This window comes from Pseudomonas sp. 05T35 (assembly GCF_056396605.1).
The window spans coordinates 1-12,365 of record NZ_JBFTLU010000021.1; the positions used below are offsets into that span (position 1 = coordinate 1).

The following is a 12,365-nucleotide window of genomic DNA, read 5'->3' on the forward strand; positions in this document are numbered from 1 at the left end:
CCTGCGACACCATGACCTGCGACACCATGAAAAAGGCGCGCACCTGGCTCGATGAAAACGCTGTCCATTTTGACTTTCATGATTACAAAACGGCCGGTATCGACCGTGAACACCTGACCCAGTGGTGCAACGAGCACGGCTGGCAAGTGGTGCTCAACCGTGCAGGCACGACCTTTCGCAAACTCGACGACGAACGCAAAGCCGATCTCGACCAGGCGAAAGCTATCGAATTGATGCTCGCACAACCTTCGATGATCAAGCGCCCGGTGCTCGATCTCGGTGACCGAACCCTGATTGGCTTCAAGCCAGACATTTACGCGGCAGCGCTCAAGTAAGCCAGCCCGTTCAATTTTGTTAGAGGTATAAACATGTCCACTACCCTGTTCAGCCTGGCCTTTGGTGTCGGCACTCAAAACCRTCAAGGTGCATGGCTGGAAGTGTTTTACGCAGCTCCGGTTCTCAAGCCATCGGCTGAGCTCGTCGCCGCTGTCGCGCCGATTCTGGGCTACACCGAAGGCAATCAGGCCATCGCTTTCACTACCGCCCAGGCCGCGCAACTGGCTGAAGCCCTGAAAGCAGTCGATGCTGCTCAAGCGGCGTTGCTGACCCGCCTGGCCGAAAGCCACAAGCCGTTGGTTGCCACCCTGCTGGCCGAAGACGCACAACTGAGCTCCACCCCTGAGGCCTACCTCAAGCTGCACCTGCTGTCCCATCGCCTGGTCAAGCCACACGGCCTGAACCTGGCCGGGATCTTCCCGTTGCTGCCGAACGTGGCCTGGACCAGCCAGGGCGCAATCGACCTGAATGAACTGGCCGAACATCAACTGGAAGCGCGCCTGCGTGGCGAGCTGCTGGAAGTGTTCTCGGTCGACAAGTTCCCGAAAATGACCGACTACGTGGTACCGGCTGGCGTGCGTATTGCTGACGCTGCGCGGATCCGTCTGGGCGCCTACGTCGGCGAAGGCACCACCGTGATGCACGAAGGTTTCGTCAACTTCAACGCTGGCACCGAAGGCCCGGGCATGATCGAAGGTCGCGTCTCTGCGGGCGTGTTCGTCGGCAAGGGTTCGGACCTGGGCGGCGGCTGCTCGACCATGGGCACCCTGTCGGGCGGCGGCAACATCGTGATCAAGGTTGGCGAAGGCTGCCTGATCGGCGCCAACGCCGGTATCGGCATTCCATTGGGCGACCGCAACACCGTCGAGTCGGGCCTGTACGTGACCGCTGGCACCAAGGTGGCACTGCTGGACGAGAACAACAAACTGGTCAAAGTGCTCAAGGCCCGCGAACTGGCGGGCCAGCCTGACCTGTTGTTCCGCCGCAATTCGGAGACCGGTGCCGTGGAATGCAAAACCCACAAATCGGCCATCGAACTGAACGAAGCGCTGCACGCTCACAACTAAGCAGCCTCAAATGATCACCTGTAGGAGCGAGCCTGCTCGCGAAGCTTTTTGGCGGCCTCAAGGACGCCATCGCGAGTAAGCTCGCTCCCACAGGGTCATGCGCATGGGCCGAACAACATGATGATTCCCTCTCCCTGGCGCGCCGATTTTCCGGCCATCGCCGCTCTGCAACGGCAAGACCAGACCTATCTGGACAACGCCGCCACCACCCAGAAACCCCAAGCCCTGCTCGACGCACTGGCGCATTACTACGCCAACGGCGCGGCCAACGTCCATCGTGCGCAAYACCTGCCCGGCGCCCACGCCACGCAGGCGTTCGAAGGCAGCCGCAGCAAAGTCGCGCACTGGCTCAATGCTGGCAACAGCGGGCAAATCATCTTTACCCACGGCGCAACCTCTGCGCTGAACCTCCTGGCCTATGGCCTGGAACACCTATTCAATCCCGGCGATGAAGTCGTCATCAGCGCCCTGGAACACCACGCCAACCTGTTGCCGTGGCAGCAATTGGCACACCGTCGCGACCTGAAACTGGTGGTGTTACCGCTGGACGCGGACGGTCTGATCGATCTCGACGCCGCCTCCCAACTGATCGGCCCACGCACACGGTTGCTGGCGGTCAGCCAGTTGTCCAACGTGCTCGGCGCGTGGCAACCGTTAGCGCCGTTGCTGGCGCTGGCCAAGGCGCAAAACGCCTTGACCGTGGTCGATGGCGCCCAAGGCGTGGTCCATGGCCGCCATGACGTGCAGGCGCTGGGTTGCGACTTTTACGTTTTTTCCAGCCACAAACTCTATGGCCCGGACGGTCTCGGCGTGCTGTATGGCCTCAACGAAGCCCTGCAACAGCTGCGCCCATGGCAGTTCGGCGGCGAGATGGTGCTGGACGCCAACTACCACGACGCGCGCTTCCGCCCGGCTCCRCTGGGTTTTGAAGCCGGCACACCGCCGATTGCCAGCGTGATTGGCCTGGGCGCGACCCTCGACTATCTCGCCGGTCTGGACCAGGACGCCGTGTGCGCCCACGAAGCCGCGCTGCATGATTACCTGTTGAAGGGCTTGCAGGCGCGCAATGGCATTCGCCTGCTGGGCAAGCCGCAACTGGCACTGGCCAGTTTTGTCGTCGAAGGCGTGCACAACGCCGATTTGGCGCATCTGCTCACCGAACAGGGCATCGCCGTACGTGCCGGACACCATTGCGCCATGCCGTTGTTGAAGAGCTTCGAGCTGGCGGGGGCAATTCGGGTTTCGTTGGCGCTGTACAACGACTCGGAAGACCTTGAGCGCTTTTTCGAAGCCCTTGATCAAGCGCTGGAGTTGTTGCGATGAGCCTGCCGGCGGATGCCATTACGGCACTGGAAACCTTTCAGGCCGCTGCCGGCTGGGAACAACGCGCTCGCTTGCTGATGCAATGGGGCGAACGGCTTCCGCCATTGAGCGATGCAGACAAGACCGAGGCCAATCGCGTACATGGCTGCGAAAGTCAGGTATGGCTGGTGGGCGCGCTGCAAGACGGTCATTGGCAGTTTGCTGCCAGCAGCGATGCGCGGTTGATTCGCGGGTTGGTGGCGCTGCTGCTGGCGCGGGTCAACGGCTTGACCGCCGCCGAGTTGCAACAGGTGGATTTGCCCGATTGGTTTAATCAACTGGGGTTATCGCGACAACTGTCGCCGTCGCGCAGCAATGGCTTGAATGCGGTGTTACAGCGAATGAATGAGTTGGCGGGTTAATCGCCATCGCGAGCAGGCTCGCTCCCACATTGGAATGCGTTCACTGTGGGAGCGAGCCTGCTCGCGATGAGGCCATCAGCCACACCTGTCAAACCTCAGGCTTGACCCGATCCGCCGGGCGCCGCACACCCGCCACAATCTTATCCACAGCCTTGGTCGCGGCAACCATGCCGAACGTCGCGGTCACCATCATCACCGCGCCAAAACCGCCAGCGCAGTCGAGTTTCACCCCATCGCCGACGAAGCTCTTCTGCAAGCAAATGCTGCCATCGGGTTTCGGATAGCGCAGCTGCTCGGTGGAGAATACGCACGGCACGCTGTAGTGACGGGTCACGGTGCGTGAGAAACCATAATCGCGACGCAACGTGGAACGCACTTTCGAAGCCAGCGGGTCATTGAAGGTCCGGTTCAGGTCACACACCTGGATCAGCGTCGGATCGATCTGCCCGCCCGCACCGCCCGTGGTGATGATCTGGATCTTGCGACGTTTGCACCAGGCGATCAGCGCAGCCTTGGCGTTGACGCTATCGATGCAGTCGATCACGCAGTCGATATTTGGCGTGATGTACTCGGCCATGGTCTCGCGGGTGACGAAATCCGCCACCGCGTGCACGGTGCATTCCGGGTTGATCCCGCGCAGGCGCTCGGCCATCACCTCGACCTTGGGTTTGCCGACAGTGCTGTCCAGTGCATGCAACTGGCGATTGGCGTTGCTGACGCACACGTCATCGAGGTCGAACAGCGAGATTTCGCCGACACCGCAACGGGCCATGGCTTCCGCCGCCCAGGAACCGACGCCACCGACGCCAACAATCGCCACATGGGCCGCGCGCAAACGCGCCAGGCCTTCGATGCCATACAAGCGGGCAATGCCAGCAAACCGCGGATCTTCTGTACTCATGACCACTACCCTAAAAACCGGCGCGCATTATAGGGCCGATGCGTGCCAAGAACATCTTTGCGCTATAAACGGCAGCGGGTCGTGCTTTATTTGTGCCCGCATTTGTACATTTTTTGTCACACAAAAGAACTTAAGCGAAGATGGCTTGCCCAATGTCCGGCTTTTTTCTGTCTGCTGTACGCTCAGTTGAAGGCCAGTGTAGGATGCGCGCCGATTGGCGCGTGCCAACCGTCCCCTCGTTCCACACCTTTTGGAACCCGATATAGCTATGTCATCGCGTAAATTTGGACTCAATCTGGTGGTAGTGCTGGCGATTGCCGCGCTGTTCACCGGTTTCTGGGCGCTGATCAACCGCCCCGTCACGACCCCCAACTGGCCTGAGCAGATCTCCGGTTTTTCTTACTCGCCGTTCCAGCAAGGCCAGTTCCCACAGAAAAGCCAGTTCCCGTCCGACGATGAAATGCGTCGCGACCTGGAGATCATGAGCAAGCTGACCGACAACATCCGGACCTACTCCGTCGACGGTACGCTGGAGGACATCCCGAAACTGGCGGAAGAATTCGGCCTGCGCGTAACGCTCGGGATCTGGATCAGCCCCGATCTTGAGCGTAACGAACGCGAGATCCAGCGCGCCATCGCGCTGGCCAACAGCTCGCGCAGCGTCGTGCGCGTGGTGGTCGGTAACGAAGCGATCTTCCGTAAGGAAATCACCGCCGAGCAATTGAGCGTGATCCTCGATCGCGTGCGCGCAGCGGTAAAGGTTCCGGTGACCACGTCCGAGCAATGGCACGTCTGGGAAGAAAACCCGATGCTGGCCAAGCACGTCGACCTGATCGCGGCTCACATCCTGCCGTACTGGGAATTCATTCCGGTGGACCAGGCCGGCCAGTTTGTTCTGGACCGTGCCCGCGACCTGAAAAAACTCTTCCCGAAAAAGCCGTTGCTGCTGTCCGAAGTGGGCTGGCCGAGCAATGGCCGCATGCGCGGTGGTGCTGATGCGACCCCGGCGGACCAGGCGATTTACCTGCGTACGCTGGTGAACAAGCTCAACCGCCAGGGCTTCAACTACTTCGTGATCGAAGCATTTGACCAGCCATGGAAAGCCAGCGACGAAGGTTCGGTAGGTGCCTACTGGGGCGTGTTCAACGCCGCGCGTCAGCAGAAATTCAACTTCGAAGGCCCGGTCGTAGCGATTCCGCAATGGCGGGTACTGGCGGTCGGCTCCGTGGTCCTGGCGTTGTTGTCCCTGACCCTGCTGATGATCGACGGCTCGGCCCTGCGCCAGCGCGGTCGGACCTTCCTGACCTTCACCGCGTTCCTCGGCGGTTCGGCACTGGTGTGGATCGGTTACGACTACAGCCAGCAATACAGCACCTGGTTCAGCCTGACGGTGGGCTTTCTGCTCGCCCTCGGTGCGCTCGGGGTATTTATCGTACTGCTGACCGAAGCCCACGAACTGGCCGAGACCGTCTGGACCCACAAACGTCGGCGTGAATTCCTGCCGGTGGTGGGCGACTCGGACTACCGTCCGAAAGTCTCGATCCATGTGCCGTGCTACAACGAGCCGCCGGAGATGGTCAAACAGACCCTCAACGCCCTGGCCAACCTCGACTATCCGGACTTCGAAGTCCTGATCATCGACAACAACACCAAGGACCCGGCCGTCTGGGAACCGGTGCAGGCCTATTGCGAAACCCTCGGCCCGCGCTTCAAGTTCTTCCACGTCTCGCCATTGGCCGGTTTCAAGGGCGGTGCACTGAACTACCTGATCCCGCACACCGCCAAGGATGCCGAAGTCATCGCGGTGATCGACTCGGACTACTGCGTCGACCCGAACTGGCTCAAGCACATGGTGCCGCACTTCGCCGATCCGAAAATCGCCGTGGTGCAGTCGCCACAGGATTATCGCGACCAGAACGAAAGCACCTTCAAGAAGCTCTGCTACGCGGAATACAAAGGCTTCTTCCACATCGGCATGGTGACCCGTAACGACCGTGACGCGATCATCCAGCACGGCACCATGACCATGACCCGTCGCTCGGTGCTCGAAGAGCTCGGCTGGGCTGACTGGTGCATCTGCGAAGACGCCGAATTGGGTCTGCGGGTGTTCGAAAAAGGCCTGTCGGCGGCGTACTACCACAACAGCTATGGCAAGGGCCTGATGCCCGATACCTTTATCGACTTCAAGAAACAGCGTTTCCGCTGGGCCTACGGAGCGATTCAGATCATCAAGCGGCACACCGCCAGCCTGTTGCGCGGCAAGGACACCGAGCTGACCCGTGGCCAGCGTTACCACTTCCTCGCGGGCTGGTTGCCGTGGGTCGCGGATGGCATGAACATCTTCTTCACCGTCGGCGCCCTGCTCTGGTCGGCGGCGATGATCATCGTGCCGCAACGGGTCGATCCACCGCTGCTGATCTTCGCAATCCCGCCCCTGGCGCTGTTTGTGTTCAAGGTCGGCAAGATCATTTTCCTCTACCGCCGCGCGGTCGGGGTCAACCTGAAGGATGCATTCTGCGCGGCATTGGCCGGCCTGGCGTTGTCGCACACCATCGCCAAAGCGGTGCTGTACGGTTTCTTCACCAGCAGCATTCCGTTTTTCCGCACCCCGAAAAATGCCGATAACCACGGTTTCTGGGTAGCGATTTCGGAAGCGCGCGAAGAGCTGTTCATCATGCTGCTGTTGTGGGGCGCGGCACTGGGGATTTACCTGGTGCAAGGCCTCCCGAGCAACGACATGCGCTTCTGGGTGACCATGTTGCTGGTGCAGTCGCTGCCGTATCTGGCTGCGCTGATCATGGCCTTCCTGTCTTCGCTGCCAAAACCTGCGCCAGAAACCGAGCCGGCACCTGCCGCTTAAATCTGCGCAAACCACTAAACGGCGGCCTCTGGCCGCCGTTTTGCTTTAAGATATCTGCCATTTTGCAGGGCTTGGCCGGTCACAATCCAACGGCCGAACTCAATACCTGTGGGAGCGGGGGTCCCTTCGCGAGCAAGCCCGCTCCCACATTAGTCCGCGCCCATATTTCATGTTTCTGGAGCATCCCATGACGGCCCACGCCGACCTTTCGCCGACCCTCCAACTCGCTATCGACCTGATCCGTCGTCCGTCCGTGACGCCGGTCGACGCCGATTGCCAGAAGCAGATGATGCAGCGCCTGGGCGATGCCGGTTTTGCGCTTGAGCCGATGCGCATCGAGGATGTGGATAACTTCTGGGCCACCCACGGCAAACACGACGGTMCGGTGCTGTGCTTCGCCGGTCACACCGATGTGGTGCCGACCGGYMCGGTGCAGGCCTGGCAGATCGATCCGTTCGACGCGGTGATCGACGAACACGGCATGCTCTGAGGCCGTGGCGCGGCAGACATGAAAGGCAGCCTGGCCTCCATGACCGTGGCGGCCGAACGTTTTGTCGCCGACTACCCGGACCACAAGGGCAAGGTCGCCTTCCTGATCACCAGCGACGAAGAAGGCCCGGCGCATCACGGCACTAAAGCAGTGGTCGAACGCCTCGCAGCGCGCAAAGAGCGTCTGGACTGGTGCATCGTCGGCGAACCGTCGAGCACCACCCTGGTCGGTGACGTGGTCAAGAACGGCCGTCGCGGCTCCCTTGGCGCCAAGCTCACCGTGCGCGGTGTGCAAGGTCACGTGGCCTACCCGCACCTGGCGAAGAACCCGATCCACCTCGCCGCCCCGGCCCTGGCCGAACTGGCCGCCGAGCACTGGGACCACGGCAATGATTTCTTCCCGCCGACCAGTTTCCAGATTTCCAACGTCAACTCCGGCACCGGCGCGACCAACGTCATTCCCGGTGATCTGGTGGCGGTGTTCAACTTCCGTTTCTCCACCGAGTCGACCGTCGAAGGCCTGCAACAGCGGGTGGCCGATATCCTCGACAAACATGGCCTGGACTGGCACATCGACTGGGCGCTGTCCGGCCTGCCGTTCCTCACTGAGCCGGGCGCCCTGCTCGATGCGGTGTCGGCAAGCATCAAGACCATCACCGGTCGCGAAACCAAGGCATCCACCAGCGGTGGTACGTCGGACGGGCGCTTCATCGCCACCATGGGTACGCAAGTGGTCGAGCTTGGCCCGGTCAACGCGACGATTCACCAGGTCAACGAGCGCGTGCTGGCCAGCGACCTCGACCTGCTGACCGAAATCTACTACCAGACCCTGATCAAGTTGCTCGCCTGATGCTCGCCTGTCCTATCTGCAGCGCGCCGCTGAACGCGGTCGACAACGGCGTCGCGTGCCCGGCCGGGCATCGCTTCGACCGCGCCCGCCAGGGTTACCTGAACCTGCTGCCGGTGCAGCACAAGAACAGCCGTGACCCAGGCGACAACCAGGCGATGGTTGAAGCCCGTCGCGACTTCTTGAACGCTGGGCATTACGCGCCAGTGGCCAAGCGGCTCGCCGAGCTGGCGGCTGAACGTGCGCCACAGCGCTGGCTGGACATAGGTTGTGGCGAGGGTTACTACACCGCGCAAATCGCCGACGCCCTGCCGAATGCCGATGGCTACGCGCTGGATATCTCCCGCGAAGCGGTCAAACGCGCCTGCAAACGTAACCCGCAGCTGACCTGGTTGATCGCCAGCATGGCCCGGGTACCGTTGGCCGATGCCAGCTGCCAGTTCCTTGCCAGCGTGTTCAGCCCGCTCGACTGGCAGGAAGCCAAACGCCTGCTCAGCCCGGGTGGCGGCTTGATGAAAGTCGGGCCGACCAGCGGCCATCTGATGGAACTGCGTGAGCGTCTGTACGACGAAGTGCGTGAATACACCGATGACAAACACCTGGCCCTGGTGCCAGAAGGCATGACGCTGCAACACAGCGAAACCCTCGAATTCAAACTGAATCTGGTGAATGGCCAGGACCGCGCCAACCTGCTGGCCATGACGCCTCACGGCTGGCGCGCAAGTGCCGAACGCCGGGCGGCCGTCATCGAACAGACCGAGCCGTTCGAGGTCAGTGTGTCGATGCGCTACGATTACTTCGTTCTGCAGTAATTATTTCAGAGCAACCCTTAAACTTTTGGCCTTGAGCAGTGGCTTGAGGCCGGCTAAATCCGCGAATGGATTTTTCGAAACCCGCAGTGAGGAACATCCATGCGCCAACCCGATATCGAGATTTACCTGAAAGACGCCGACGTCGACTACAAGGCCATCGCCACCTGGCTCGGCGCGGCGCTGGGCCCTTGCACCGACTGGGTTCAGAAAGGTCAGACCTACAAGTGCAAGGCCGGCAACGTGCCTGTGACCTGGCTGCCAAAAGCCGTGGGCAAGTGGAACAGCCTGTACCTGGAAAGCGACCAGACGCCGTGGGACGACGACATCGCCTGCGCCCGCGCCGCCTTTGCCGCGCTGAACGTCGAAGTGCGCTGCGCGCCAGGGACCTGGGTCGAGGAAGAAGGTGAAGAGACGGCTGATCGCTGGATTCGGATCAGCGTCGACGGTGAAGAAGAGATCACCTGGAAAACCGCTTAAAACCTGAACCTGCGATGGCATGCCCAACAAAGATCTAATGTGGGAGCGTTCACCACGGATCGCGCGGTAATGCACGAACACGTCTGCCCCGTCCTCACGCTGAATGAAGCCGTAGCCCTTGGCGTCGTTGAACCACTTCACGTTGCCGGTCTCGCGCGTTGCCATCAATCAATCCCCCTTTTTTTATTATTGGTCGGCCTGTTCACGGACAAGCCTTGAGAACGTTTGCCAGCGCTCGGTTTTCTGTAAGAAACAGCGCCGATAGTGGCAAACGACTGGCCGAGTATATGACAGCCACAAAAACTCTCAACTCAAGATTACTTCGGCGCTTTTTTGCCGATTTTCGACGAATACGGCACACTACCGGCCCCGAGCGCTTGCTCGGTTTTTTCAACTAAAGCAGAAGCCGTATGACCCGCTCCCCGTTCCGCCGTCTGGTGTTTGGCGCCTTGCGCCGACTGTTGTACCTCTGGGTTCGCTCGGAGACGATCAATCAGTCGTCCTTCACCCTCAACCTCGACCGCAGTCGTCCGGTGTTCTACGTCCTGCAAAATCCTTCGCTGACCGACCTCGCCGTGGTCGATACCGAATGCCGCAAGGCCGGACTGCCACGCCCGGTGCTGCCGACATCGGTGGGCAACCTGGTGGAGCCTGCCGCGTTCTTCTACCTGACACCTGAGCCCGACTGGCTCGGCCGCCAGGACAAGCGCGGCGCACCGCCCACCCTCACCCGGCTGGTCAGCGCCTTGAGCCAGAATGGCGCCGAAGACGCGCAGATCATCCCGGTCAGCGTGTTCTGGGGCCAGTCGCCGGACAGCGAATCGAGCCCGTGGAAATTGCTCTTTGCTGACAGCTGGGCGGTGACCGGGCGCCTGCGCCGACTGCTGAGCATCATGATTCTGGGGCGCAAGACCCGCGTGCAATTCTCCGCGCCGATCCACCTGCGCGAGCTGATCGAGCACAACAAGGGCCATGAACGCACCGTGCGCATGGCCCAACGCATTTTGCGGGTGCACTTTCGCAACCTCAAAGCCGCGGTCATCGGCCCGGACATTTCCCACCGTCGCAACCTGGTCAAAGGCCTGCTGAATCAGCCACTGGTCAAACAGGCGATCCTCGACGAAGCCGAGCGCGAAAACATTTCGCCCGAGAAAGCCAAGGCGCAGGCCCTGCGTTACGGCAACGAAATTGCCTCGGACTACACCTACACCGCGATCCGTTTTCTGGAAGTGGTGCTGAGCTGGTTCTGGAACAAGATCTACGACGGGATCAAGGTCAACCACATCGAAGGCGTGCAGAACGTCGCCCAAGGTCACGAAGTGATCTACGTGCCGTGCCATCGCAGCCACATCGATTACCTGCTGCTCTCCTACCTGCTGTTTCGCAACGGCCTGACCCCGCCGTTCAAGGACAATCCGCTCTACACCTCGGTGTTCAACGAATACCTGCACACGCTGTTCACCAAAGGCTTTCCGGTGGAGTACTTCGTCGAGGGCGGCCGTTCGCGCACCGGGCGCATGCTGCAACCGAAAACCGGGATGCTGGCGATCACCCTGCGCAGCTTCCTGCGCTCGTCGCGCATGCCGATCGTTTTCATCCCGGTGTACATCGGTTACGAGCGGGTACTCGAAGGCCGGACCTACCTCGGCGAACTGCGTGGCGCGAGCAAGAAGAAAGAGTCGATCTTCGACATTTTCAAAGTCATCGGCGCGCTCAAACAGCGCTTCGGCCAGGTGGCGGTGAACTTCGGCGAGCCGATCAAACTGGCGGAGTTCCTCGACAGCGAACAACCGGATTGGCGCACCCAGGAGCTGGGCCCACAGTTCAAGCCGGCCTGGCTCAACGCGACCACCAACCGTCTCGGCGAGCGCGTAGCGCGGCATTTGAACGAAGCGGCCGCGATCAACCCGGTGAACCTGGTGGCGCTGGCGCTGCTTTCCACCAGCCGTCTGGCGCTGGACGATCGCGCCATGGCGCGGGTGCTTGATTTGTATCTGGCCTTGCTGCGCAAAGTGCCTTACTCACCACACACCACGCTGCCGGAAGGCGACGGCCGGGCGCTGATCGAACACGTCAAGGACATGGACCTGCTCTCTGAGCAAAGCGATGCGCTGGGCAAGATTCTTTACCTGGACGAGCAAAACGCCGTCCTGATGACCTACTACCGCAACAACGTGCTGCACATTTTCGCCCTGCCGGCGTTGCTTGCGAGCTTCTTCCAGAGCGCCTCGCGCATGAGCCGCGAACAAATCCTGCGCTACGCGCGCGCGCTGTATCCGTACCTGCAATCGGAGYTGTTCATTCGYTGGWCRCTGGACGAACTGGATGCGGTGATCGACCAATGGCTCGAGGCCTTTGTCGAACAAGGCCTGCTGCGTTTCGAGAACAACGTGTACTTGCGCCCGGCGCCAAGCTCCCGGCATTTCGTGCTGCTGACCTTGCTGTCCAAGAGCATCGCGCAGACCTTGCAGCGCTTCTACATGACCGTTTCCCTGCTGCTCAACAGCGGCCAGAACACCCTCACCGCCGAAGAACTGGAAGACCTGTGCACGGTCATGGCCCAGCGCCTGTCGATCCTGCATGGCCTGAACGCCCCGGAGTTCTTCGACAAGAGCCTGTTCCGCCACTTCATCCAGACCCTGCTGAACCTCGACGTGCTCAAGCGCGACGAAGCCGGCAAGCTGAGCCACCACGAACTGCTCGGCGAACTGGCTGAAGGCGCGGCCAAACGGGTATTGCCGGCAGAGATTCGCTTGTCGATCCGTCAGGTGGCGCTGCATCGCAGCGAAGATGCGGCGGATCAACCCGCACCTGCGCTGCAAGCCGACTAACTGATTTAAAGCCGTCCGCGG

General features: G+C 61.0%; 9 protein-coding genes and 2 pseudogenes. 9 read left to right on the forward strand and 2 right to left on the reverse strand.

Translation table 11 applies throughout. The features are described from left to right. The first annotated feature begins 11 nt into the window (after positions 1-11). The 4 genes from AC1DH9_RS02910 to AC1DH9_RS02925 all read left to right on the forward strand — a co-directional run bounded on the left by AC1DH9_RS02910 (position 12) and on the right by AC1DH9_RS02925 (position 3,127). The gene (locus AC1DH9_RS02910; protein ID WP_477807788.1) at positions 12-335 is read left to right on the forward strand and encodes an arsenate reductase; all 324 of its coding nucleotides are present in this window, start codon (positions 12-14) and stop codon (positions 333-335) included. A gap of 33 nt (positions 336-368) precedes the next feature. Beyond that, the gene (dapD, locus tag AC1DH9_RS02915; protein ID WP_477807778.1) at positions 369-1,403 is read left to right on the forward strand and encodes a 2,3,4,5-tetrahydropyridine-2,6-dicarboxylate N-succinyltransferase; all 1,035 of its coding nucleotides are present in this window, start codon (positions 369-371) and stop codon (positions 1,401-1,403) included. A gap of 117 nt (positions 1,404-1,520) precedes the next feature. Beyond that, entirely contained in the window at positions 1,521-2,726 is a 1,206-nt protein-coding gene (locus AC1DH9_RS02920) for an aminotransferase class V-fold PLP-dependent enzyme (protein WP_477807779.1), read from the forward strand. Next, positions 2,723-3,127, forward strand: a complete 405-nt coding sequence (locus AC1DH9_RS02925; RefSeq protein ID WP_427541019.1) for a SufE family protein — start codon at positions 2,723-2,725, stop codon at positions 3,125-3,127. The genes AC1DH9_RS02920 and AC1DH9_RS02925 overlap by 4 nt, the downstream gene beginning before the upstream one ends. An 88-nt stretch (positions 3,128-3,215) precedes the next feature. Here AC1DH9_RS02925 and tcdA read toward each other — a convergent pair whose 3' ends face one another. Then, a complete protein-coding gene (gene tcdA / locus AC1DH9_RS02930) occupies positions 3,216-4,028 on the reverse strand; it encodes a tRNA cyclic N6-threonylcarbamoyladenosine(37) synthase TcdA (RefSeq protein WP_427541022.1) in 813 nt (270 codons plus the stop codon). Positions 4,029-4,296: 268 nt separating this feature from the next. Between tcdA and AC1DH9_RS02935 the strand changes: the two genes are divergently transcribed. The 4 genes and pseudogenes from AC1DH9_RS02935 (at position 4,297) to AC1DH9_RS02950 (ending at position 9,513) form a co-directional block, all read left to right on the forward strand. After that, the gene (locus AC1DH9_RS02935; RefSeq protein ID WP_427541025.1) at positions 4,297-6,888 is read left to right on the forward strand and encodes a glycosyltransferase; all 2,592 of its coding nucleotides are present in this window, start codon (positions 4,297-4,299) and stop codon (positions 6,886-6,888) included. A 187-nt stretch (positions 6,889-7,075) separates the two neighbouring features. Beyond that, a pseudogene (dapE, locus tag AC1DH9_RS02940) lies at positions 7,076-8,227 on the forward strand (succinyl-diaminopimelate desuccinylase). Further along, a complete protein-coding gene (locus tag AC1DH9_RS02945) occupies positions 8,227-9,036 on the forward strand; it encodes a putative RNA methyltransferase (RefSeq protein ID WP_427541031.1) in 810 nt (269 codons plus the stop codon). The pseudogene dapE and the gene AC1DH9_RS02945 overlap by 1 nt, the downstream one beginning before the upstream one ends. Before the next feature lie 99 nt (positions 9,037-9,135). Next, a complete protein-coding gene (locus AC1DH9_RS02950; protein WP_054595899.1) occupies positions 9,136-9,513 on the forward strand; it encodes a hypothetical protein in 378 nt (125 codons plus the stop codon). Here the strand turns inward: AC1DH9_RS02950 and AC1DH9_RS02955 are convergent. Next, positions 9,496-9,678: pseudogene (locus AC1DH9_RS02955) on the reverse strand (cold shock domain-containing protein); the annotation flags it as partial. The gene AC1DH9_RS02950 and the pseudogene AC1DH9_RS02955 sit on opposite strands and share 18 nt — an antisense overlap. 245 nt (positions 9,679-9,923) lie before the next feature. Between AC1DH9_RS02955 and plsB the strand changes: the two are divergent. After that, positions 9,924-12,344 (forward strand): glycerol-3-phosphate 1-O-acyltransferase PlsB, encoded by a 2,421-nt coding sequence (gene plsB / locus AC1DH9_RS02960; RefSeq protein ID WP_477807780.1) that lies wholly within the window; start codon positions 9,924-9,926, stop codon positions 12,342-12,344. The last annotated feature ends 21 nt before the right edge of the window (positions 12,345-12,365 follow it).

What these genes read in the sequence shown, in the direction of transcription:
- AC1DH9_RS02945 (WP_427541031.1), top strand. Translation starts at nt 8,227, where the DNA reads ATGCTCGCCTGTCCTATCTGCAGCGCGCCGCTGAACGCGGTCGACAAC.
- AC1DH9_RS02950 (WP_054595899.1), top strand. Translation starts at nt 9,136, where the DNA reads ATGCGCCAACCCGATATCGAGATTTACCTGAAAGACGCCGACGTCGAC.
- AC1DH9_RS02925 (WP_427541019.1), top strand. Translation starts at nt 2,723, where the DNA reads ATGAGCCTGCCGGCGGATGCCATTACGGCACTGGAAACCTTTCAGGCC.
- AC1DH9_RS02910 (WP_477807788.1), top strand. Translation starts at nt 12, where the DNA reads ATGACCTGCGACACCATGAAAAAGGCGCGCACCTGGCTCGATGAAAAC.
- tcdA (WP_427541022.1), bottom strand. Translation starts at nt 4,028, where the DNA reads ATGAGTACAGAAGATCCGCGGTTTGCTGGCATTGCCCGCTTGTATGGC.
- AC1DH9_RS02935 (WP_427541025.1), top strand. Translation starts at nt 4,297, where the DNA reads ATGTCATCGCGTAAATTTGGACTCAATCTGGTGGTAGTGCTGGCGATT.